Raw genomic sequence first — 21,815 nt, 5'->3', positions numbered from 1 at the left:
GCACTTTGAGGACGACAACAATGATTATTTACGGTGTGGCGCTGTTGGCGATCTGTACGCTGGCAGGGGTGATCCTGGGCGATGCACTTGGCGTATTGCTGGGCGTTAAATCCAATGTGGGCGGGGTCGGGATCGCGATGATCCTGTTGATCTGCGCGCGGCTGTGGATGCAAAAGCGCGGCGGCATGACCAAGGATTGCGAGATGGGCGTCGGCTTCTGGGGCGCCATGTACATTCCGGTGGTGGTGGCGATGGCGGCGCAACAGAACGTCGTCACCGCCTTGCACGGCGGCCCGGTGGCGGTGCTCGCAGCGATCGGTTCGGTGGTGATCTGCGGTTGCACCATTGCCCTGATCAGCCGGACCCACAAAGGTGAACCGTTGCCCGATGAACCGGCGGAAATCTCCCCCGTCGGCACTCCAGTAGGAGGCCGCTGATATGTTGGAAGTCATTGAGAAGGGTTTGGCAAATAACGGTCTGGTCACGGCGTTCGCGTTTGTCGGCGTGATCATGTGGGTGTCGGTGGTGTTGTCCAAACGACTGACGTTCGGACGGATTCATGGCTCGGCAATTGCCATCGTCATCGGCCTGGTACTGGCCTGGGTCGGCGGCACCATTACCGGAGGGCAAAAAGGCCTGGCGGACCTGACGCTGTTTTCCGGTATCGGATTGATGGGCGGCGCGATGTTGCGGGACTTCGCCATCGTCGCCACGGCGTTCGAAGTGCAGGCCACTGAAGCGAAGAAGGCCGGGTTGATCGGCGTGATCGCGCTGCTGCTGGGCACGGTGCTGCCGTTCATTGTCGGGGCGAGCATTGCCTGGGCGTTTGGTTATCGCGATGCGGTGAGCATGACCACCATTGGCGCGGGTGCGGTGACGTACATCGTCGGACCGGTGACCGGCGCGGCGATTGGTGCCACGTCCGATGTCATGGCGTTGTCGATTGCCACCGGGTTGATCAAGGCGATTCTGGTCATGGTCGGCACGCCGATGGCGGCGCGCTGGATGGGGCTGGATAACCCGCGTTCGGCGATGGTGTTTGGCGGCTTGGCCGGGACGGTGAGCGGTGTGACGGCGGGGTTGGCGGCGACGGATCGGCGGTTGGTGCCTTATGGGGCGTTGACGGCGACGTTTCATACCGGGCTTGGGTGCTTGCTCGGGCCTTCGTTGCTGTACTTCATTGTTCGCGGGATAGTTGGCTAGACCGATGATTCATCGCTGACTGTTCCGACGCCTTCGCGGGCAAGCCTCGCTCCTACAGGGACCGCATACCCCTGTAGGAGCGAGGCTTGCCCGCGAAGGGCTCGATGCGGTTTCAAGCCTGGCGATTGGCATACATCCGACACTCTGCCAGCAACGCCAGCAAATTCGGATCCCGCTCCTTGGCCTTCAGGAACACCACGCCAATGTGCTGCTGCAACCGATACTTTTCCTGCAACGGAATCAGCTTCACCCGGTTCTCATACACCGCCGCAATTCTCCCCGGCAGCAACGCATAACCCACCCCCGAACTGACCATGCTCAGCAGGGTGAAGATGTCGTTGACCTGCATCGCCACCTTCGGCTCGAACCCCGCCTGCCTGAACACCCGATTGCCGTCCTGATGCGTGGCGAAGCCTTGGGTCAGGGTGATGAACGTCTCGTCGCGCACTTCGGCCAGATCAACTTCCGTCCGTTGGGCGAACTTCGAATCCGCCGGGGTGGCCAGGAATATGTCATCGGAAAACAGTTGAATATGCTCGCAATCCGGGTCGTTCACGCTGTCGTCCAGAGACACCAGGATCGCATCGACTTCCATGTTCTTGAGCTTGTAGAACAGGTCGAAATTCGAACCGAGGATCAGGTCGATGTTGAGCTCGCTGCGGCGGATCTTCAGGCCCATGATCAGTTGCGGCACGGTCTTCACCGTCAGCGAATACAACGAGCCGAGCTTGAAGCGCTCAGCGGAGAAACCGGCGGCCTCGCGGGTCAGGCGCACGGTTTCGACCACGTCCTGAATCAGTTTCTGCGCCCGTTCCTCCAGCACATACGCGCTTTCCAGCGGCGTCAGGTTGCGACCTTCATGTTTGAACAACGGACAGCGCAGGGCGCTTTCCAGGGAGTGGATCGCCCGGTGCACGCTGACGTTGCTGGTCTCCAACTCGGCGGCGGCCCGGGCCAGGTTGCCGGAACGCATGAAGGCGAGGAACACCTCGAGTTTTTTCAGGGTCAACTCTTCGTCGATCAGCATGGGCGTGACTCTTATTCGAATGGCTTGATTGTGCACGTATGTGGGTTCTTGTAGGCGCTGCCGAGTGAAACGAGGCTGCGATCTTTTGATCTTCGGCATTATCAAGGGCAGCGAAAATCAAGATCAAAAGATCGCAGCCTCATTTCACTTGGCAGCTCCTACACAGCTCCAGGGGAATTTGTGATCTGAAACATTGCGCTTTTACGCTTGAGGCCTGAGCCTTGCGCGATGTTGTATGGGATTTCGAGGTGAGCAATACATGTATCACGGGGAAAGATTGAACGCCTGGACGCATTTGATCGGGGCGGTGGCGGCGACGGTCGGGGTGGTGTGGATGCTGGTGATCGCCGGCATGGACGGCAGCCCGTGGAAGATCGTCAGCGTGGCGATTTACGGTTTTACGTTGATGGTGCTCTACAGCGCATCGACCGTTTATCACAGTGTGCAGGGGCGCAAAAAAGCGATCATGCAGAAGGTCGATCACTTTTCGATCTACCTGTTGATCGCTGGCAGTTACACGCCGTTTTGTCTGGTGACCCTGCGCGGGCCGTGGGGGTGGACGTTGTTCGGGATTGTCTGGGGGCTGGCGTTGATCGGCATCCTTCAGGAGATCAAACCGCGTTCGGAAGCGCGGATTCTGTCGATCGTGATTTACGCGGTGATGGGCTGGATCGTGCTGGTCGCGGTCAAGCCGTTGCTGGCGGCGCTGGGCACGGCCGGGTTTGCCTGGCTGGCGTCGGGCGGGATTTTGTACACCGTGGGGATTATTTTCTTTGCCCTGGATCATCGGTTGCGGCATGCGCACGGGATCTGGCATTTGTTCGTGATTGCGGGGAGTTTGCTGCACTTTGTGGCGATTCTGGTTTATGTCTTGTAGACCGCGTCGCGGCCATTCGCGAGCAAGCCCGCTCCCACATTGGATCGGCATGTTGCTGGAGATTTGTTAACAACACAAATCCCCTGTGGGAGCGGGCTTGCTCGCGAAGGCGTACTAGAAGTCACCCCAAAGCTGTTGGGCAACCGCAAGCGCAACAACCGGCGCGGTCTCAGTCCGCAGCACCCGCGGTCCAAGGCGAGCAGCATGGAAACCAGCGCCCTTGGCCTGATCAACCTCAGCCTCCGACAACCCACCCTCCGGCCCGATCAGAAACGCCAACGTTGCCGGCTTCGCATGACTCACCAACGGCTCCGCTACTGGATGCAGCACCAGCTTCAACTCCGCCTCGGTCTGCTTCAACCAGTCCGCCAACAACACCGGCGGATGAATCACCGGCACCCGCGACCGCCCGCATTGCTCGCACGCGCTGATCGCCACTTGGCGCCAATGCAGCAGGCGTTTGTCGGCGCGCTCGTCCTTCAGCCGGACTTCGCAGCGGTCGCTGAAGATCGGGGTGATTTCAGTCACGCCCAATTCTGTGGCTTTCTGAATCGCCCAATCCATCCGCTCGCCACGGGACAAGCCCTGGCCGAGATGAATCTGCAGCGGCGATTCAACCTGACCGGCGAAACTTTCATCGATCTGCACCACGACGCGTTTCTTGCCGACCTCCACCAGCGTTGCGCGAAACTCATGTCCCGAGCCGTCGAACAGTTGCAACGCATCACCCTCGGCCATGCGCAGTACGCGGCTGATGTAATGGGCCTGGGCCTCGGGCAACTCGTGCTCGCCGGTGCTCAGGGGGGCGTCGATAAAGAAGCGGGACAGTCTCATGCGGGTTCTCTGGAAAGTGTTAATCATCTGAATCGGTGGCGACTTCATTCGCGAGCAAGCCCGCTCCCACCTTGGAATGCATTCCCCTGTGGGAGCGGGCTTGCTCGCGAAGGCGGCGGTACAGGCTCCGCAGAAGCTCCGGTGAACTCAATCAACCAGGATCGCGGAAACCGGGGTGGAAGTCTTTCGGCACTGAGACGCTGACGCTATTGCGGGTCGCAATGTCGATCCCTTCACTGGCCACTTCCGCCAGAAAATCGATCTGCTCCGGCGTGATCACGTAAGGCGGCAGGAAATACACCACGTTGCCCAACGGTCGAAGTAAAGCACCTCGCTCCAACGCATGCTGGAACACCTTCAAGCCACGACGTTCCTGCCACGGCCAGGCTTCCTTGGTCGCCTTGTCCTTGACCATCTCAATGGCCAGCACCATGCCGGTCTGACGCACTTCCGAGACGTTCGGGTGATCGGCCAAATGTGCGGTAGACGAAGCCATGCGCTGCGCCAAAGTCTTGTTGTTCTCGATCACGTTGTCTTCTTCGAAGATGTCCAGCGTCGCCAATGCCGCCGCGCACGCCAGCGGATTGCCGGTGTAGCTGTGCGAATGCAGGAACGCGCGCAGGGTCGGGTAGTCATCGTAGAACGCGCTGTAGACGTCTTCAGTGGTGATGCATGCCGCCAACGGCAAGTATCCGCCGGTCAGGGCCTTGGACAGGCAAAGGAAGTCCGGGCGGATGCCGGCCTGTTCACAGGCGAACATGGTCCCGGTGCGGCCGAAGCCGACGGCGATTTCGTCGTGGATCAAGTGCACGCCATAGCGGTCGCAAGCTTCACGCAGCAGCTTCAAATAAACCGGGTGATACATGCGCATGCCGCCGGCGCCCTGAATCAGCGGCTCGACGATCACCGCCGCGACGGTGTCGTGGTTCTCCGCGAGCGTCTGCTCCATCGCGGCAAACATATTCCGTGAATGCTCTTCCCAGCTCATGCCGTCGGGGCGCAGGTAGCAATCGGGGCTCGGCACCTTGATGGTGTCGAGCAGCAGCGCCTTGTAGGTCTCGGTGAACAGCGGCACGTCGCCCACCGACATCGCCGCCATGGTTTCGCCGTGGTAGCTGTTGGTCAGGGTGACGAAGCGCTTTTTGTTCGGCTGGCCACGGTTGAGCCAGTAGTGAAAGCTCATTTTCAGCGCGACTTCGATGCAGGACGAACCGTTATCGGCGTAGAAGCATCGGGTCAGGCCTTCCGGCGTCATCTTCACCAGACGCTCGGACAGCTCGATCACCGGCTGATGACTGAAACCGGCCAGAATCACGTGCTCCAGCTGATCGACCTGATCCTTGATGCGCTGGTTGATGCGCGGGTTGGCGTGGCCAAACACGTTGACCCACCAGGAGCTGACCGCATCGAGGTAACGTTTGCCTTCGAAGTCTTCCAGCCACACGCCTTCACCGCGCTTGATCGGGATCAGCGGCAGCTGTTCGTGGTCTTTCATCTGGGTGCAGGGATGCCACAACACCGCGAGATCGCGCTGCATCCACTGATTATTCAGGCCCATGTTCAGTCTCCTCGAGGCGGTCCGGGACAGGCGCGGACATACAATCGCGCAAGCCTATGCAATGCGTCGCGCGGGAACAACCTATTGTGTCGTTTGAGCTACTTTGTATGGGGTGGTAGACGTCGCTGGCGGCCTATTGATGGCTAACGTATTCTTCGCGGTTCTTTGAGTCGTCTGACTCGTAAAACTGCTGTTTTCTCGTGTATTTCCGGAGTTCGCTGAATGTCTGCTGGTTGGCTGCGCGCCTGTGCGCTGGTGATGTTGGGGCTGTTCAGCGTGTCTGCGCTGGCCAAGGATAAAACGGCGATCGTGATTGGCGGCGGGCTTTCGGGCCTGACGGCGGCGTACGAACTGCAGAACAAAGGCTGGCAGGTCACCCTGCTGGAAGCCAAACCGAGCCTGGGCGGCCGATCCGGCATGGCCACCAGTGAGTGGATCGGCAACGACAAGACTCAGCCGGTGCTGAACAAGTACGTCTCGAACTTCAAGCTGAGCACCACGCCGGCGCCGGAATTCGTGCGTACGCCGAGCTACCTGATCGACGGCGTGTATTACACCGCCGCTGACCTGGCCACAAAAGAGCCTGCCACCGCTGACGCGCTCAAGCGCTACGAAAAGACCCTGGACGACCTCGCGCGTTCGATCGAAGACCCGCAGAATCCGGCGGCGACCAGCACGCTGCATGCTCTCGATCAGATCAACGTCTCCAACTGGCTTGATCGCCTGTCGCTGCCAGCCACGGCCCGTCAATTGATCAATCAGCAAATTCGTACCCGTTATGACGAGCCTTCGCGCCTGTCGCTGCTGTACTACGCACAACAGAGTCGGGTTTACCGCGGCGTGTCCGATCGAGACCTGCGTGCTTCACGCCTGCTCGGCGGCAGCCCGGTGCTGGCACAAGCCTTCGTCAAACAACTGAAAACCATCAAGACCAGCTCCCCGGTCTCGTCCATCACCCAGGACAAGGACGGCGTGACCGTCAAAGTCGGCAGCGTTGGCTATCAGGCTGACTACGTTGTGGTCGCCGTGCCATTGCGCGCCCTGAACAAGATCCAGATGACCCCGGCGCTGGATGCCCAGCATATGGGCGCGATCAAAGGCACCAACTACGGTTGGCGCGACCAGATCATGCTCAAGTTCAAGACGCCGGTATGGGAAAGCAAGGCGCGCATGTCCGGCGAAATCTACAGCAACACCGGGCTGGGCATGATGTGGGTCGAGCCAGCCCTGAAGGGCGGTGCCAACGTGGTGATCAACCTGTCCGGCGACAACGCACGGGTGATGCAGGCCTTCGGCGACAAGCAGATGGTCGATCAGGTACTGATTCGTCTGCATGCGTTTTATCCACAGGCACGCGGTTCGTTCACCGGTTATGAAATCCGCCGCTACAGCACCGACCCATCGATGGGCGGCGCTTACCTGGCCTTCGGCCCGGGCCAGATCAGCAAGTACTGGCGTCTGTGGGAGCGTCCGCTGCAGCGCGTAGCGTTCGCTGGCGAACACACTGACACGTTGTACCCGGGCACGCTGGAAGGCGCGTTGCGCACTGGCCAGCGGGCGGCCAGTCAGGTTGAAGACCTGGCGGCAGGCAAGTCGTTTGAACCGGCGAAGGTTGTTCCGGTAGCAGCCGCTGCGGCGGCCGGCGCGGTGGCGGCGAAGAAAGGCAACTTCTTCAGCAATCTGTTTGGGGGTTCCTCGGATGAGGACAAGAAGCCGGAGCCGGTCAAGGCACCAGAGCCTGTCGCTCCGCCTGCACCGACGCCGGCTCCAGTGCCAACCCCGGCCCCTGCGCCTGCTGCGGTTGTAGCACCAAAACCAGCTGCACCAGTGAAAGCAGAACCGGCCAAAAAGGCTCCGGCCAAGGCACCGGTGAAGAAGCCAGCAGCGAAAACCGAGGCTAAAAAAGCTCCGGCAAAAGCCCCGGCGAAGAAAGCTGAAACGGCGAAAAAGCCAGCGGCCAAGTCTGCTGCGACGACTGATACCAAAGCGCTGTAAGGTTTTGTGGTGAACGAAAGCGCGGCTTCCATGCCGCGCTTTTTTATTGCCTGCACTATCGCTTTCGCGGGCAAGCCCGCTCCCACAAGGTTCTGCGTCGACCATGAATTTTGTGAGCACCTCCGCCCCCTGTGGGAGCGGGCTTGCTCGCGAAGAGGCCGTGATAGTCACTACAAATCTCCCTCCCTGCCACTAACATCCCGCCACAAATTCTTCTTTAATCTTTCCTTAACTCACCTATTTCAGACTCTTGATCGTATTTCTCGATATTTCAAAGCGAAATTTTCCGCTTTAATTCGATAGATAACTCGATAGTCTTGGTCGCAATTCTCACAGGATTTGGGCATGCAGCTATGTAACTCTTCTTCCCGCTACGGTTGGGTCAGCATCTTCATGCACTGGGGCGTGGCGCTTGCGGTCTTCGGTCTGTTCGCGTTGGGCTTGTGGATGGTCGGTCTCGACTACTACAGCGTCTGGCGCAAAGACGCGCCGGAATTGCACAAGAGCATTGGCCTGGTGTTATTGGCCGTCATGGTCCTGCGGGTGTTGTGGCGCTATGTCAGCCCGCCACCGCCGACACTGGAAACGTATAGCCGCATGACGCGTCTTGGCGCGAAGTTCGGCCATTCGTTCCTGTACCTGGGCCTGTTTGCTGTGATGATTGCCGGTTACCTGATTTCCACCGCAGACGGTGTCGGGATTCCGGTGTTTGGCCTGTTTGAAGTTCCTGCACTGGTGTCCGGACTACCGGATCAGGCAGACACCGCCGGTGTGATTCATCTGTATCTGGCGTGGGCACTGGTAATTTTTTCCGGTCTCCATGCGTTGGCAGCATTGAAGCACCACTTTATCGATCGTGATGCGACCCTGAAGCGAATGCTGGGCCGCAAAGCCTGAAGTTCAACCTCGACTCGAAAGGAATAGAAAGCATGTTGAAAAAGACCCTCGCCGCTCTGGCAATCGGTTCCGCTCTGCTGTCCGCCGGTAACGTAATGGCCGCTGACTATGTCGTCGACAAGGAAGGCCAGCACGCCTTCGTTGACTTCAAGATCAGCCACCTGGGCTACAGCTACATCACCGGTACGTTCAAGGACATCGACGGCAAGTTCAGCTTCGACGCTGCCAAGCCTGAAGACAGCAAGATCGAGTTCAATGTGAACACCGCCAGCGTGTTCACCAACAACGCCGAGCGCGACAAGCACATCGCCAGCGGTGATTTCCTGAACGCGGGCAAGTTCGCTAAAGCCACCTTCGTGTCCACCAGCGTCAAACCAACCGGTAAAAACGCCGCTGGCAAAGACACTGCCGACGTGGCGGGCGATCTGACCATCGCAGGCGTGACCAAGCCAATCGTGGTCAAGGCGACCTTCCTGGGTGAAGGCAAGGATCCATGGGGCGGTTACCGTGCCGGCTTCGAAGGGACCACCAACCTCAAACGTTCCGATTTCGGCAAGCAGAAAGACCTGGGCCCAGCGTCCGACGCGGTCGAACTGTACGTGACGTTTGAAGGTGTCAAAGCGAAGTAACTTTCGCCGCTTCAACAAAAACGCCCCCGATCTCGCGATCGGGGGCGTTTTTTATGGCCTGCCAAAACTCGCACCGCCACTGCGAATCCCCTGTGGGAGCGGGCTTGCTCGCGAATGCGGTCTGTCAGTCAACATTGATGTCGACTGACACACCGCATTCGCGAGCAAGCCCGCTCCCACAATAAAAAATGCCCCGGATCGTGAGATTCGGGGCATTTTTTATTGCGGCTTCAAATCAGCGATTGCGAGTCAGCAATGCTGGCTTCTCACCACGCGGACGGCCTGGCAGTTGATCAAGTTGCTCGGGAGTCGGGAAACGATCTGTTTTCGACTCCTTGTGAATGATCTTCGGTGCCGGACCGCGCGGGTTTTGCACGGCGGGTTCGGAGCGCGGCTGGTCGTCACGCGCCGGGCGACGGTTGCGGCCTTCTTCGCGACGGGCCTGACCGTCACGTGGCGCACCATTGCGTGGGCCGCTGCGCTTGGCCGGCGGCGTGCCGGTGGTGGCGCCATCGCTGCTACGCGGGCCGCTTTGACGACCCTGAGGCTTGCCGCCAGTGCGCGGAGCACCAGCGCCAGCGCCAGCTGCCGTGCCTTGTGCCGGAGCACCCGGACGGCGGCCACGGCCCTGAGCCGGTTTGGCTTGAGGTACGTAGTCGACGCGGTTACCGAAGTTATCGATATCGTCGTCGAGGAACTCGTCCGGAGCGCGATCAGCGGAAGCGCGTGGCGCCGGACGCTGTTGCTCACGCGCCGGGGTGCCTTCGCGTGGTTTCTGCTCACGTGCCGGGCGCTCGCCACGGCCGCTGGCCGCCGGTTTTTCCTTGCCGCCCTTGTCCTTGCCCTTGTCTTTACGACCGCCGCCACCGCCGCTGCCGTTCGGACCGTCGCCGCGCGGGCCACGTGGGTTGCGCGGGTTACGCACATCCGGACGCTCGCGGACTTCAGGTTTCTCGGCTTCTACAGCGCTGGAATCGAAGCCCATCAGGTTGCCGTCGGCAATCTTCTGCTTGGTCATGCGCTCGATGCTTTTCAGCAGCTTTTCTTCGTCCGGAGCGACCAGCGAGATCGCCTCGCCCGAACGACCGGCACGGCCGGTACGGCCGATACGGTGAACGTAATCTTCGTCGACGTTCGGCAGTTCGAAGTTGACCACGTGCGGCAACTGGTCGATGTCGAGGCCGCGAGCGGCGATGTCGGTGGCAACCAGGATGCGCACTTCACCGGCCTTGAAGTCGGCCAAGGCTTTGGTGCGCGCGTTCTGGCTCTTGTTGCCGTGGATCGCGACGGCGCTCAGGCCGTGTTTGTCCAGGTACTCGGCCAGACGGTTGGCGCCGTGCTTGGTGCGGGTGAACACCAGCACCTGTTCCCAGGCGCCCGCGGTGATCAGGTGCGCCAACAGCGAACGCTTGTGGCTGGCGGCCAGACGGAACACACGCTGTTCGATGCGCTCGACCGTGGTGTTCGGCGGCGTGACTTCGATGCGTTCCGGGTTGTGCAGCAGCTTGCCGGCGAGGTCGGTGATGTCCTTGGAGAACGTCGCCGAGAACAGCAGGTTCTGACGCTTGGCCGGGAGGCGGGCCAGGACCTTCTTCACGTCATGGACAAAGCCCATGTCGAGCATGCGGTCGGCTTCGTCCAGCACGAGGATTTCCACGTGGGACAAGTCGACGCTGCCTTGACCGGCGAGGTCGAGCAGGCGGCCAGGGCAGGCCACCAGCACGTCAACACCGCGGGACATGGCCTGAACCTGAGGGTTCATGCCGACGCCGCCGAAGATGCAGGCGCTGACGAACTTCAGGTCACGGGCATAGACCTTGAAGCTCTCGTGGACCTGAGCCGCGAGTTCGCGGGTTGGGGTCAGGACCAGCACGCGTGGTTGACGCGGGCCGTGACGCTGGGATTTGTCCGGGTGACCGTTGGGGAACAACCGCTCCAGAATCGGAAGGGCGAAGCCGCCGGTTTTACCAGTACCTGTCTGAGCCGCAACCATCAGGTCGCGACCTTGCAACACGGCGGGAATGGCCCGCTGTTGCACCGGAGTAGGCTCGGTATAGCCCGCTGCCTCGATGGCGCGGACTAAAGCCTCGGAGAGACCGAGGGAAGCAAAGGACATGAGTAATCCTGTTTTAGTTAGGGCTTGGCCCAATGGGAGTCTTGCCTGGCGCGAATGGCGTTTAAGAGGAACGCAATCCCGTCCGGTCCTGCTGGGCCTTGAAAGCTCGTCTGGAGCGCTCGCGCGGGCTGAAAAGCTGCGCTGTAGCGGGATCGAGATGCCTTGAACAAGTCCGAGCGTCCGGGCGTGAGCCTGGCGGGAAGGCCGGAGTATAACAGAGCAATCACTGCGCGCCGCTTTCCTGCTGCTCAACGGTTTTTCCGCGGGCGGCGGTGGCCCCGGCGTCTTTCGTGCTGGCCGTCGGAGCCGCGCCATAACGGGCACTCAGTTCGGCGTAGGCGGGTTCGCGCTTGAAGCGTTTGAGTTCGGCACCGAAGCGTTGCACCAGCAAGTCCATGCCCGCATTGCGACGCACCGCCAGAAACTGGCTCTGTTGGCTGATGACGGTCGGGTTTTCGCTGATCTGGTCGCGGATGTTCAACTCGTTGAGCAAATGCTGGCCGACACGGCGATCGGTGATCAGCAGATCGATCCGCCCACGCACCAGTTTGCCGAAGTTGGCTTCATGGGTAGGCGCCGGTTCGCGAGTGAACAGGTTCGATTCACGGAAGTCCGGGCTGTACAGATAGCCCGGCGAGGTGCCGATCGTCAGGCCTTTCAGCTCGTCCAGAGTGCGAAACGGAAAGGGGCGCTCATTGGCGTAGAACATCACGAACTCGACTTCCGAGAGCGGTTCGCTGGGGTAGAGCAGGGTGGCGTCACGCTCTTCGCTGTGAAAAATGTCCAGCACGCCATCGGCCTGACCGGTTTCGAGCATCGACAGACAGCGTTTCCACGGCAGGAACTGCCACTCGACTTCGATCCCCAGGCGTTTGAAGACGATGGCCGTGGTTTCGTAGTCCAGGCCCAGGGATTTGCCGTTTTCCTCGTAGACGTAGGGCGCCCATGGTTCAGTGACAATGCGCAGCTTCTCGCCCCGAGCGGCGAAGCTCAGGCAAGTGAAAAGAACCACGGTCAGTAACTGGGTGATTAAAGGCATGGGCTTGAGATTACGACGAGAAACGGGAAAGAGCCAGAAACTGGCTGCAGATGCTCTATCTCCGTGAGTTACATCACAATAAAAGCGCGTTGAAAGCAAAAGATCGCAGCCTTCGGCAGCGCCCACAGGCGCGTAGGAGCTGCCGAAGGCTGCGATCTTTTGATCTTGCCTTTGTATTTGTTTCTGCTTTTTTCTTAACGCGGAAGCTTCAGGTTGTTCCACACCGCCAGACTCGCTTCAGCCTGATTCAGTGTGTAGAAGTGCAGCCCCGGAGCTCCACCTTGGAGCAGGCGTTCGCACATCTCGGTGATGACGTGCTCACCAAAGCCTTGAATGCTCTGGGTGTCATCGCCGTAGGCTTCCAGTTGCTTGCGGATCCAGCGCGGGATTTCCGCACCGCAGGCATCGGAGAAGCGCGCCAGCTTGCTGTAGTTGGTGATCGGCATGATCCCCGGCACGATCGGGATGTCCACGCCCATCGCCCGTACACGCTCGACGAAGTAGAAATAGCTGTCGGCGTTGAAGAAGTACTGGGTGATCGCACTGTCGGCGCCGGCGTTTGCCTTGCGCACGAAGTTGTTCAAATCGTCTTCGAAATTGCGCGCTTGCGGATGCATTTCCGGGTAAGCGGCGACTTCGATGTGGAAATGATCGCCGGTCTCTTCACGAATGAATTCAACCAGATCATTGGCGTGGCGCATTTCACCGCTGGCCATGCCCATGCCCGAAGGCAGGTCACCGCGCAGGGCAACGATACGTTTGATACCAGCAGCCTTGTATTGCGCCAGCAGGCCGCGCAAGTCGTCCTTGCTGTCGCCCACGCAGGACAGATGCGGTGCGGCAGGGACTTTGACTTCGCTTTCGAGCTGCAACACGGTGTTGAGGGTTCGATCACGGGTCGAACCGCCAGCGCCATAGGTGCAGGAGAAGAAATCGGGGTTGTACGTGGCCAGCTGACGAGCAGTGGCGAGCAGCTTTTCATGCCCAGCGTCGGTCTTCGTAGGGAAGAACTCGAAGCTGTAGCGACGGTCTTGGGACATGGGAATACCCTTGAAAACGCGTAAGCCAGAGACTTGCACATCCCAATGTGGGAGCGGGCTTGCTCGCGAAGGCGGTGGGTCAGACAACATTAATGTTGAATGATAAACCGCTTTCGCGAGCAAGCCCGCTCCCACAAGGGGAGCGGACGGCAGGTCGAATCAGTAACGGTAAGCGTGCGGCTTGAACGGACCTTCGACGGTCACGCCGATGTAGTCGGCCTGGGTCTTGGTCAGTTGAGTCACGACGCCGCCGAAACCGCGAACCATTTCCAGGGCCACTTCTTCGTCGAGTTTCTTCGGCAGTACTTCAACGGTCAGGCGCTCGGCTTTCTGGGCTGGCGACAGGTCGGCGTACTTCTGGCCGAACAGGAAGATCTGCGCCAGAACCTGGTTGGCGAACGAACCGTCCATGATGCGGCTTGGGTGGCCAGTGGCGTTGCCCAGGTTAACCAGACGGCCTTCGGCCAGCAGGATCAGGTAGTCGTCGTTCTGGGCATCGAATGCGCCAGGACCGGTGCGGTGGATCTTGTGAACCTGTGGCTTCACTTCTTCCCACGCCCAGTTTTTGCGCATGAAAGCGGTGTCGATTTCGTTGTCGAAGTGACCGATGTTGCAGACAACAGCGCGCTTCTTCAGGGCTTTGAGCATGTTCGCGTCGCAAACATTGACGTTGCCGGTGGTGGTCACGATCAGGTCGATCTTGCCCAGCAGAGCCTTGTCGATGCTTTCTTCGGTGCCGGTGTTGATACCGTCGATGAACGGCGAAACCAGTTCGAAACCGTCCATGCAGGCTTGCATGGCGCAGATCGGGTCGACTTCGGAAACTTTAACGATCATGCCTTCCTGACGCAGGGACTGAGCGGAGCCCTTGCCCACGTCACCGTAACCGATGACCAGCGCTTGCTTGCCGGACAGCAGGTGGTCAGTACCGCGCTTGATCGCGTCGTTCAGGCTGTGACGGCAGCCGTACTTGTTGTCGTTCTTGCTCTTGGTCACCGAGTCGTTGACGTTGATGGCCGGGATTTTCAGCTCGCCCTTGGCCAGCATGTCCAGCAGGCGGTGAACGCCGGTGGTGGTTTCTTCGGTCACGCCGTGGACGCGGTCGAGGATCGCCGGGTATTTCTTGTGCAGCAGCTCGGTCAGGTCGCCGCCGTCGTCGAGGATCATGTTGGCATCCCAAGGCGCGCCATCTTTCAGGATGGTTTGCTCCAGGCACCACTCGTACTCTTCTTCAGTCTCGCCTTTCCAGGCGAAAACCGGGATACCGGCAGCAGCGATAGCGGCAGCGGCCTGGTCCTGAGTCGAGAAAATGTTGCAGGACGACCAACGCACTTCGGCACCCAGGGCAACCAGGGTTTCGATCAGCACGGCAGTCTGAATGGTCATGTGGATGCAGCCGAGGATTTTCGCGCCTTTGAGCGGTTGCTCGGCGGAGTACTTGCGGCGCAGACCCATCAGGGCTGGCATTTCGGATTCAGCGATGATGGTCTCGCGACGGCCCCAGGCAGCCAGGGACATGTCGGCGACTTTGTAATCGTTAAAATCTGCAGGCGTGATAACAGCGCTCATGATGAGCCTCCATTCGTAATGTATGCGAATGGGCGCCGTTGTGCGTTTAGTGTCTGGCCGTGGCCAGACAACGCCCCATCCGAGCCTGACAGGTCGAACCTGCTGCAGCGCCCCTCGGACAGGTGGCGGGAAAACGGTATCAATCGGAGATGACCGTTTTGAAACGGTGGCGATTATAGCGGGCTATGCTGATCTTCCAAAGCCTTTCTGCAGGTCAATGTCCGAACGGTAATCGAGACCATAGGCGATGCTCAATAGAGCTCTAGTCCGGGCTCTGCCAAGATGGCGCCCATCATTCGGCAAGACGCTCAGGAGTGAATATGAATTTCCACACCCGCAAATGGGTAAAACCCGAAGACCTCAACCCCAACGGCACGCTGTTCGGCGGCAGCCTGTTGCGCTGGATCGACGAAGAAGCGGCGATCTACGCCATCGTCCAGTTGGGCAATCAGCGCGTGGTGACCAAGTACATTTCCGAAATCAACTTCGTCAGCGCCTCGCGCCAGGGCGACATCATCGAACTGGGCATCACCGCCACCGGGTTTGGCCGTACGTCGATCACCCTGACCTGCGAAGTGCGCAACAAGATCACCCGCAAAAGCATCCTGACGGTGGAGAAGATGGTCTTCGTCAACCTCGGTGAAGACGGCCTGCCTGCGCCGCATGGCCGGACCGAGATCAAGTACGTGAAGGACCAGTTTCAGGATGACGTCATCACCGAGTGAAATCGGCGGCGCGCCCTTCGCGAGCAAGCCCGCTCCCACACTTGATCTGTGTCGTTCACAAATTTTGTGGCCGCTGAAGATCAAATGTGGGAGCGGGCTTGCTCGCGAAAGCGGTTTACCCGCCAACGATGATTCAGCGGACCACTGAACAGCCCCGAACCCCACGTGTCGTACCTACATGACACGCCACAGGTTCAGGAGCTTCAATGGACACGCACAAAGAAGGCAAGACCCCCGACCTCTCGGCGAAAGAACAGCACGAGGTCGAAAAGAACCAGCCTCCACGCGCGGCGGTGCTGCACGAAATCATCCGTACCCAGGGCGATCAGGAGCTTGAACGCAGCGTCGCCGCATTGTGGTGGTCGGCGTTGGCCGCTGGCCTGACCATGGGCCTTTCGCTGATGGCCATGGGGTTGCTCAATTCCCGTCTGCCGGATGCCGAAGGCTTCAAGGTCATCGCCAGCTTCGGCTACTGCGCGGGTTTTCTCGCCGTGATCCTCGCCCGCCAGCAATTGTTCACCGAAAACACCCTGACGGCCGTGCTGCCGATCATGAGCAAGCCCACACTGGGTAACTTCGGCCGCTTATTGCGATTGTGGTCGGTGGTGTTGGTGGGCAACCTCTGCGGCACCTTGCTGGTGGCGTATGTGATGCTGCATCTGCCGATTTTCGACAGCAAGACCGACCTGGCCTTCCTCGACATCGGCCGCAAGGTCATGGAAAACGATGCCAGCCAGATGTTCGCCAAGGGTATTGTTTCCGGTTGGATGATCGCCACCATGGTCTGGATGATCCCGTCCATGGAAAGCGCCAAGATGTGGATCATCATCCTCATCACCTACTTCATGGCGCTGGGGGATTTCACCCACATCGTGGTCGGCTCGGCCGAGGTTTCGTATCTGGTGTTTGCCGGGGAACTGCCGTGGAAGGATTTCTGGCTGGTGTTCGCTGGTCCGACGCTGGTGGGCAACATCATCGGTGGCAGCTTTATTTTTGCGCTGATCAGCCATGCGCAGATTCGCAGTGAGTCGGGCGCGCCTAAAGACAAGGGAAGCGAAACCAGGCCGACCGCTGACGAGGACGCCAGGTAATAGGCCGGGCGAGGCATCAGCTCGCTCGGCCTGCTTGACTCCGCGCGGTTATCGGTCAGGGATCATCCAATCCTGGGCATCTTTGACTGTCGTCGCGCTGACATAGCTTGAGAGTGGAGAGTTGCGCGCGACGTACTTTTCGACAATTCGCTTGAGTGTATTGTTGTAATCCTCGGGGGTCCTGGCTTCCCGCAGATCACTGATCGCCTCTGAGAGCAGCTTGACGTTCGAGTCAGGCTGGCCAAGACGATACAGGGACGGATAAATCACCTCACGAATGAAGTTTTCGCTTTTGGTCATGATGTCACGGACGTGCATTTCCTGAATCGCCGCGGTCAAGACCACAGATTTTTGTTCTGTTGTCCCGGCATCCAAGCGTTCAACAGTTAGAAGCAATTCCATGTAAACCCGATCGTTTCCGTGATTGAGTTTTTTCGCCAGCCAATCGGTTTTCGCTGGAGTGTTGGCGAACTCATCCAGTTTGCGGATCGCGTTGTAGATTGTTTCGGTCAGCTCTAGGGGGGTGTTCCTTGTTGTGGTTTCGTTTGCTGGCAGCATTTTGTCGCTGGAGATGGCCTCCAGTTCTCTCTTCAAGGCTGTCAGCGTCTTTTGGGAGTCCGTCCGGAATTCGATGACCTCTTTACATGATGGATCGCTGTCCAGTTCACCCGCCGCCTCGTCGAACAATGAATCATCAAGAGCCAGTAATGCTCCACCCATGGAATTGAAGGTGTACGTTTCGCTGCTGTTACGGCTGCTCAGGTGTTCTTTAACTTCAGAACGCAGTTTTTCCTGCAGAAGGTTTCTGTGCTCTTTCGACATGCTGAAGTTGACCGTGCCTCCCAGCATGGTAGTGAAGTCACCCTGATCGGTCTTCAGAGGAACGATGACCGTTTGTTCTTTAAACGCTTCGAGGCCTTTGTCTTCTTGTGCGTCTCGGGCCGCGTGGCCCACATGGATGACCCTGTCTACCAAGTTCGAGATAAATGTGCCTTTCTCGTTTTTATTACCTTGATTCTCGCTCTCGAATTTTAGAATCAACTTATTTTCGTAGGAAATTGCGCTCGTGGGGATTTGAACTTCGTATAGATCCAGGACCGGAGTGTTGAGCATGATCCCGCCATCTTGAAAGGAAGTTCGCTCTCCCTCAACCTGAAACTCCTCACCTTGTACCGAAGGTGATTGGAAAACGACGGGCAATGAACCTGAAATAAGGGCTGCGCGAGCCACATCCCGCTCGGGGGTCAGGCTGGCATTGAACACCACCATCTGCGGTCGTCCGTTGAACATGGCGGTGCCGGTGATGTGCAGTTGCTTGATTTCAGGGATGTCCTTGCTCAGCGTCGCCAACTCCCCAAAGGTCACGCAACGTTTTGTTTTCTTTTCTATTTCTTCTAAGCATTCTTTACTCTCTTTTGAAACCTGTCGCCCTGGATCGTTGATTGCGTGTTTGACGCACGACACGACTGACTCAACCATTAGCTTCTGGATCAGTGCCTCCAGCGGCATGGCTTTGGTTTGAAGGCGAGGCAGCAGATCGAACAGCAACCGTCCGATGTCGCCGGTCTTGCCCGGAATCTTCCCGACGCCTTTACCAATGAAGGAGCTGACGTGCTGTATCGCTCCAAGCACCTTGTTGGGACTGTCGAGCTGCGCCACAAGGTTGATATCGTCCAACAGCTTGTCGATTTCCGCGCATGGCATACCGCTGGCGATCACAGCCGCAGTAATGGCGCCTGCCGAGGCGCCGTAGATATTCTGGATCTTGGCCAGAGAACCACTTTCTTCCAGCGCTTTCACAGCTCCGGAGTAGGCGACGCCCTTAGCTCCACCGCCGCTTAGCACGAGGTCTGTGATATCAGGGCGCTTGAGTTTTATTTCCACCACGCCGTTTTCATAACGGCTGATCGAAAGTTCTCGCTTGGTCAGCGAGCTTGCCAGCATTTCGCACGGGCCTTGACCTACGCAGTTGGTGCCTTGCATGAAGTCGCCCCAATCTTCGTCTGAGGGACTAGTCGGTGAAGCGTGAGCTGCGTTGTTAGGGCTGGTCGACGGAAGTATTGAGGAGGTACGACCTTGGCTGATATTCATCATGAGTTTCTCTTCCTTTGAGAGCAGTTGCGGAAGCTGCACTTTAGGAGAGTCGAGTGCTTGCGAGAGCACTGTGTATCAATTGGGAATACAAACGCGAAGTCGATTGCCGCAGGCTGCGATCTTGACCTGAAAAGCTCTGGTTCGGGCCTTTCAGGTTTGCTTTAGACGGTCGGTCAAGTGGCCTGAAGAAAATTCGTACGGAGTGCGTCCTGAATGCCTCGAAGTTCACGGTCGATGTTCTGACGGACATCATGAAGTCTGTCCGATGATTTCATGACCTGCCTTGTTAGCCCGACACATTGACCGTAGCGGTACTGCGCCGTTGCAGATAGATGAAAAACAGCGCTGTCAGCACCGTCAGGCCGCTGACCAATGCGCCGGTCCACGGCAAGTCCGCCAAGTCTGCGCCACTGGCAACCACCAGTCCGCCAATCCACGCGCCCGCCGCGTTACCGAGATTGAATGCGCTTTGATTCAACGTTGAACCAAGGTTCGGCGCTTCATGGGCCTGATCGATAATCAGCAGTTGCAGAATCGGGCACAGCGCGAAGGCAAAAATCCCCCACAGCACCAGCGTGATCGCCGCCGGAATCACCGAGTGACTGGTTTGGCTGAAAGCGGCCAGCACCACCACCACCGCCAGCGCCATGCCCACCAGCGAAGGCAGCAAGCGACTGTCCGCCAATCGACCACCGAGCATGCTGCCCGCTGTCAGACCCACGCCGAACAACAGCAACATGATGGTCACGCCATGGGGGCTGACGCCGGTGATGTCCTGCAGGATCGGCGCGATGTAGGTGAACACGCTGAACAGACTGGTCGATGCCAGCACGCTCATGCCCAGGGCCAGCAGCACATTGACCTTGCCCAGCACTTTGAACTCGCTGGCCAGGTTGGCTTTGTCCATGGCGATGTCCTTTGGCAGCCAGACCCACTGCGCGATCGCGGCAATCACACCGATCACCGACACCGCCCAGAACGTCGAGCGCCAGCCGGCGTATTGTCCGAGCGCGGTGCCCAATGGCACGCCGAGCACGTTGGCCAGCGTGAGACCGGTGAACATCATGGCAATCGCCTGCGCCCGTTTGTTTGGTGCCACCAAGCCGGCGGCAACCACCGAACCAATGCCGAAAAATGCACCGTGGCACAGCGCAGTAATCACTCGCGCGGCCATCAGCGTGGCGTAGTTCGGCGCCAGGGCGCAGAGGATGTTGCCGAGGATAAACATCAGCGTCATGCCCAACAGTGTGGCTTTGCGCGGCATGTTGGCGGTGCCGACCGCGAGGATCGGCGCGCCGAACACTACGCCCAGGGCGTAGCCGGTGATCAGCAGGCCAGCGTGGGGAATGCTCACGGCGAGGTCGCGAGCGACGTCGGGCAGCAAGCCCATGATGACGAATTCAGTGGTGCCGATGCCGAACGCGGCAACAGCGAGGGCAAGCAAAGCGAGTGGCATGCGCAAGGTCTCTGTCGGTAGTCTTGACGCTGTGATCAGGCATACGCATGCCGAAGACCGTTCTCGACGAGAGCGGGCCGGGGCAGAAATTATTGGAATTAGTCTGAGCGCAACTGAGTGCGGCGTGGTCGCTTGCAGTATAAACAGCTGCTGACCTATGGCGAATCAATTCTCCCCCCGGATCCTGTAGGAGCGAGCTTGCTCGCGAAAAACGTCAGGGCAACGCGATCAAGCAGCAGACACGCGTTATCGTTGACGTCCATCGCGAGCAAGCTCGCTCCTACAAGGGATCGCGGCGATTACAAAAGGAGTGTGCCGTGCTTGCGACTGCTTTGGTGTTGGCGGCGGCGCTGTTGCATGCGGCGTGGAATACGCTGATTAAATTCAGTGCGGAACGGTTGTTGGTCGTGGCCTGCATGGACAGCGTGGCGATGTTGTTCGTCGCCCTGATGCTGCCTTTCGTGGCGTTGCCGCCGATTGAAATCTGGCCGTGGATCCTGGCGTCGGCGGCGTTCGAGTTGCTCTATCGCTATTTGCTGATTCAGGCCTATCGGGTCGGTGATCTGGGGCTGGTCTATCCATTGATGCGCGGACTGTCGCCGCTGGTGGTGCTGGCTCTGACGCTGGTTTTTGCCGGGGAAGTGCTGACCCATCAGCAGATCTTCGGAATCCTGCTGATCCCGTTCGGCATGCTGTGCTTGCTGTGGCAGGGCGGTGGCGGCGCACGTTTGCCGTGGTCGATGCTGCCGGTGGTAGCGCTGATCGGTCTGTGCATTGGCTGCTACACCTTTATCGACGGCCAGGCGTTGCGGCGCTGGTCGCATCCGCTGGATTACCTGGTCTGGGTGACGTTGCTCAGCGCCTGGCCGTTTCCCTTACTGGCGCTGGTGCGCAAGCGACCGGCGTTCATGCTGTTCTGGCGTGAACAGTGGCGGCTTGGATTGGCGGTCGGGTTTTGCGTGTTGTTCAGCTACGCTCTGGTGCTGTGGGCGATGCAGTTGGGTTCGATTGCCGAAGCGGCGGCCTTGCGCGAGATCAGCGTGATTCTGGTGGTGCTGTTTGGCATGCGCTACCTGAAAGAACCTTTCGGCCGGCCACGGCTCCTGGCCTGTGGGCTGGTGTTGATCGGTATGTTGGTGATGAAGTTTTGACGGGCTCACTGTCGACGAAAGCTCGACGCATGAAACTTGAAGAAGGGATGACTTTATGACGGTTGCTCTGTGGTGCATTTTGATCGCGATTTTCCTGCCTTACCTGTGCACGGGCGTGGCCAAGATCAGTGGCGGTTACAGGCTGAAAGACAACCATGATCCCCGGGACTTTCTCGATTCGCTGGAAGGTTTGGGCAGGCGCGCGCATGCGGCGCAACTGAACAGTTTTGAAATCACCCCGGCGTTCGCTGCGGCGGTGATCGTGGCGCATCTGGCTGGCAATGCCGAGCTGGTGACGATCAATGTGCTGTCGGTTCTGTTTATCACCAGCCGGTTGCTGTACATCATTTGCTACCTGGCGGACTGGCATATTTTGCGGTCGTTGGTGTGGTTTGTGGGGCTGGGGTTGATTGTCAGTTTCTTTGTGGTTTCTGTCTGACGGATCTGCGGTGTTTGTATTGACCCCTTCGCCAGCAAGCCCGCTCCCACATGGAATTTGTGAACGACGCAAATC

Annotated in this window: 19 protein-coding genes and 1 riboswitch; of the genes, 10 read left to right on the top strand and 9 right to left on the bottom strand. The window is 58.9% G+C overall.

Translation table 11 applies throughout. From position 1 onward, the window contains the following. Nucleotides 1-20 precede the first annotated feature (20 nt). Nucleotides 21-437, top strand: coding sequence for a malonate transporter subunit MadL (gene madL / locus ACA073_RS24655; RefSeq protein ID WP_497400163.1), 417 nt, complete (start codon nucleotides 21-23; stop codon nucleotides 435-437). A 1-nt stretch (nucleotide 438) separates the two neighbouring features. Next, nucleotides 439-1,203 carry a malonate transporter subunit MadM gene (gene madM / locus ACA073_RS24650; protein WP_497400161.1) on the top strand — a complete coding sequence of 255 codons (765 nt, stop codon included), beginning with the start codon at nucleotides 439-441 and terminating at the stop codon, nucleotides 1,201-1,203. Between the two features lie 112 nt (nucleotides 1,204-1,315). Here madM and ACA073_RS24645 read toward each other — a convergent pair whose 3' ends face one another. Next, the gene (locus ACA073_RS24645) at nucleotides 1,316-2,230 is read right to left on the bottom strand and encodes a LysR family transcriptional regulator (RefSeq protein WP_497400159.1); all 915 of its coding nucleotides are present in this window, start codon (nucleotides 2,228-2,230) and stop codon (nucleotides 1,316-1,318) included. Between the two features lie 259 nt (nucleotides 2,231-2,489). Here ACA073_RS24645 and trhA point away from each other — a divergent pair, with 259 nt between their 5' ends. Beyond that, nucleotides 2,490-3,107 (top strand): PAQR family membrane homeostasis protein TrhA, encoded by a 618-nt coding sequence (gene trhA, locus ACA073_RS24640; protein WP_497400157.1) that lies wholly within the window; start codon nucleotides 2,490-2,492, stop codon nucleotides 3,105-3,107. A 114-nt stretch (nucleotides 3,108-3,221) separates the two neighbouring features. Here the strand turns inward: trhA and ACA073_RS24635 are convergent, their stop codons facing one another. Continuing rightward, entirely contained in the window at nucleotides 3,222-3,941 is a 720-nt protein-coding gene (locus tag ACA073_RS24635; protein WP_497400155.1) for a 16S rRNA (uracil(1498)-N(3))-methyltransferase, read from the bottom strand. Nucleotides 3,942-4,092: 151 nt separating this feature from the next. After that, a complete protein-coding gene (locus ACA073_RS24630) occupies nucleotides 4,093-5,499 on the bottom strand; it encodes an adenosylmethionine--8-amino-7-oxononanoate transaminase (protein WP_497400153.1) in 1,407 nt (468 codons plus the stop codon). Between the two features lie 222 nt (nucleotides 5,500-5,721). Between ACA073_RS24630 and ACA073_RS24625 the strand changes: the two genes are divergently transcribed. The 3 genes from ACA073_RS24625 to ACA073_RS24615 all read left to right on the top strand — a co-directional run bounded on the left by ACA073_RS24625 (nucleotide 5,722) and on the right by ACA073_RS24615 (nucleotide 9,020). After that, on the top strand, nucleotides 5,722-7,494 hold the full coding sequence (locus tag ACA073_RS24625; RefSeq protein WP_497400151.1) for a flavin monoamine oxidase family protein: 1,773 nt from the start codon (nucleotides 5,722-5,724) through the stop codon (nucleotides 7,492-7,494). A gap of 345 nt (nucleotides 7,495-7,839) precedes the next feature. Beyond that, nucleotides 7,840-8,391, top strand: coding sequence for a cytochrome b (locus ACA073_RS24620; RefSeq protein WP_497400149.1), 552 nt, complete (start codon nucleotides 7,840-7,842; stop codon nucleotides 8,389-8,391). Nucleotides 8,392-8,423: 32 nt separating this feature from the next. After that, nucleotides 8,424-9,020 (top strand): YceI family protein, encoded by a 597-nt coding sequence (locus tag ACA073_RS24615; protein ID WP_497400147.1) that lies wholly within the window; start codon nucleotides 8,424-8,426, stop codon nucleotides 9,018-9,020. Nucleotides 9,021-9,255: 235 nt separating this feature from the next. Here the strand turns inward: ACA073_RS24615 and rhlE2 are convergent, their stop codons facing one another. The 4 genes from rhlE2 to ahcY all read right to left on the bottom strand — a co-directional run bounded on the left by rhlE2 (nucleotide 9,256) and on the right by ahcY (nucleotide 14,784). Further along, the gene (rhlE2, locus tag ACA073_RS24610) at nucleotides 9,256-11,136 is read right to left on the bottom strand and encodes an RNA helicase RhlE2 (RefSeq protein WP_497400145.1); all 1,881 of its coding nucleotides are present in this window, start codon (nucleotides 11,134-11,136) and stop codon (nucleotides 9,256-9,258) included. A gap of 223 nt (nucleotides 11,137-11,359) precedes the next feature. Next, nucleotides 11,360-12,175, bottom strand: a complete 816-nt coding sequence (locus ACA073_RS24605) for a substrate-binding periplasmic protein (RefSeq protein WP_497400143.1) — start codon at nucleotides 12,173-12,175, stop codon at nucleotides 11,360-11,362. Between the two features lie 194 nt (nucleotides 12,176-12,369). Next, nucleotides 12,370-13,215, bottom strand: coding sequence for a methylenetetrahydrofolate reductase [NAD(P)H] (gene metF, locus ACA073_RS24600; RefSeq protein WP_497400141.1), 846 nt, complete (start codon nucleotides 13,213-13,215; stop codon nucleotides 12,370-12,372). 159 nt (nucleotides 13,216-13,374) lie between these two features. After that, complete coding sequence (ahcY, locus tag ACA073_RS24595; protein WP_462007842.1) at nucleotides 13,375-14,784, bottom strand: adenosylhomocysteinase; 1,410 nt, start codon at nucleotides 14,782-14,784, stop codon at nucleotides 13,375-13,377. Nucleotides 14,785-14,807: 23 nt separating this feature from the next. Beyond that, nucleotides 14,808-14,906: riboswitch (S-adenosyl-L-homocysteine riboswitch) on the bottom strand. Nucleotides 14,907-15,104: 198 nt separating this feature from the next. Here ahcY and ACA073_RS24590 point away from each other — a divergent pair. Beyond that, nucleotides 15,105-15,509, top strand: coding sequence for an acyl-CoA thioesterase (locus tag ACA073_RS24590; protein ID WP_497400139.1), 405 nt, complete (start codon nucleotides 15,105-15,107; stop codon nucleotides 15,507-15,509). Between the two features lie 206 nt (nucleotides 15,510-15,715). Continuing rightward, on the top strand, nucleotides 15,716-16,600 hold the full coding sequence (locus tag ACA073_RS24585; protein WP_497400137.1) for a formate/nitrite transporter family protein: 885 nt from the start codon (nucleotides 15,716-15,718) through the stop codon (nucleotides 16,598-16,600). 48 nt (nucleotides 16,601-16,648) lie between these two features. Here the strand turns inward: ACA073_RS24585 and ACA073_RS24580 are convergent, their stop codons facing one another. Both ACA073_RS24580 and ACA073_RS24575 read right to left on the bottom strand, forming a co-directional pair. Further along, on the bottom strand, nucleotides 16,649-18,694 hold the full coding sequence (locus ACA073_RS24580; protein WP_497400135.1) for a patatin-like phospholipase family protein: 2,046 nt from the start codon (nucleotides 18,692-18,694) through the stop codon (nucleotides 16,649-16,651). Nucleotides 18,695-18,980: 286 nt separating this feature from the next. Then, nucleotides 18,981-20,150: an MFS transporter gene (locus ACA073_RS24575; RefSeq protein WP_497400133.1), complete on the bottom strand. Its 1,170-nt coding sequence runs from the start codon at nucleotides 20,148-20,150 to the stop codon at nucleotides 18,981-18,983. Between the two features lie 317 nt (nucleotides 20,151-20,467). Between ACA073_RS24575 and ACA073_RS24570 the strand changes: the two genes are divergently transcribed. Both ACA073_RS24570 and ACA073_RS24565 read left to right on the top strand, forming a co-directional pair. Next, nucleotides 20,468-21,301, top strand: a complete 834-nt coding sequence (locus ACA073_RS24570) for an EamA family transporter (protein ID WP_497400131.1) — start codon at nucleotides 20,468-20,470, stop codon at nucleotides 21,299-21,301. A gap of 55 nt (nucleotides 21,302-21,356) precedes the next feature. Further along, the gene (locus ACA073_RS24565) at nucleotides 21,357-21,740 is read left to right on the top strand and encodes an MAPEG family protein (protein WP_461952847.1); all 384 of its coding nucleotides are present in this window, start codon (nucleotides 21,357-21,359) and stop codon (nucleotides 21,738-21,740) included. Nucleotides 21,741-21,815: the final 75 nt, after the last annotated feature.

The organism is Pseudomonas sp. LBUM1670 (genome assembly GCF_059695695.1).
Note: the sequence above shows the minus strand (reverse complement) of the source record. Positions and strands in the feature narration are given on the sequence as shown.

Bases quoted from the DNA above. Each gene is read 5' to 3' on its own strand.
- madL (WP_497400163.1), top strand. From the start codon at position 21: ATGATTATTTACGGTGTGGCGCTGTTGGCGATCTGTACGCTGGCAGGG.
- madM (WP_497400161.1), top strand. From the start codon at position 439: ATGTTGGAAGTCATTGAGAAGGGTTTGGCAAATAACGGTCTGGTCACG.
- ACA073_RS24645 (WP_497400159.1), bottom strand. From the start codon at position 2,230: ATGCTGATCGACGAAGAGTTGACCCTGAAAAAACTCGAGGTGTTCCTC.
- trhA (WP_497400157.1), top strand. From the start codon at position 2,490: ATGTATCACGGGGAAAGATTGAACGCCTGGACGCATTTGATCGGGGCG.
- ACA073_RS24635 (WP_497400155.1), bottom strand. From the start codon at position 3,941: ATGAGACTGTCCCGCTTCTTTATCGACGCCCCCCTGAGCACCGGCGAG.
- ACA073_RS24630 (WP_497400153.1), bottom strand. From the start codon at position 5,499: ATGGGCCTGAATAATCAGTGGATGCAGCGCGATCTCGCGGTGTTGTGG.
- ACA073_RS24625 (WP_497400151.1), top strand. From the start codon at position 5,722: ATGTCTGCTGGTTGGCTGCGCGCCTGTGCGCTGGTGATGTTGGGGCTG.
- ACA073_RS24620 (WP_497400149.1), top strand. From the start codon at position 7,840: ATGCAGCTATGTAACTCTTCTTCCCGCTACGGTTGGGTCAGCATCTTC.
- ACA073_RS24615 (WP_497400147.1), top strand. From the start codon at position 8,424: ATGTTGAAAAAGACCCTCGCCGCTCTGGCAATCGGTTCCGCTCTGCTG.
- rhlE2 (WP_497400145.1), bottom strand. From the start codon at position 11,136: ATGTCCTTTGCTTCCCTCGGTCTCTCCGAGGCTTTAGTCCGCGCCATC.
- ACA073_RS24605 (WP_497400143.1), bottom strand. From the start codon at position 12,175: ATGCCTTTAATCACCCAGTTACTGACCGTGGTTCTTTTCACTTGCCTG.
- metF (WP_497400141.1), bottom strand. From the start codon at position 13,215: ATGTCCCAAGACCGTCGCTACAGCTTCGAGTTCTTCCCTACGAAGACC.
- ahcY (WP_462007842.1), bottom strand. From the start codon at position 14,784: ATGAGCGCTGTTATCACGCCTGCAGATTTTAACGATTACAAAGTCGCC.
- ACA073_RS24590 (WP_497400139.1), top strand. From the start codon at position 15,105: ATGAATTTCCACACCCGCAAATGGGTAAAACCCGAAGACCTCAACCCC.
- ACA073_RS24585 (WP_497400137.1), top strand. From the start codon at position 15,716: ATGGACACGCACAAAGAAGGCAAGACCCCCGACCTCTCGGCGAAAGAA.
- ACA073_RS24580 (WP_497400135.1), bottom strand. From the start codon at position 18,694: ATGATGAATATCAGCCAAGGTCGTACCTCCTCAATACTTCCGTCGACC.
- ACA073_RS24575 (WP_497400133.1), bottom strand. From the start codon at position 20,150: ATGCCACTCGCTTTGCTTGCCCTCGCTGTTGCCGCGTTCGGCATCGGC.
- ACA073_RS24565 (WP_461952847.1), top strand. From the start codon at position 21,357: ATGACGGTTGCTCTGTGGTGCATTTTGATCGCGATTTTCCTGCCTTAC.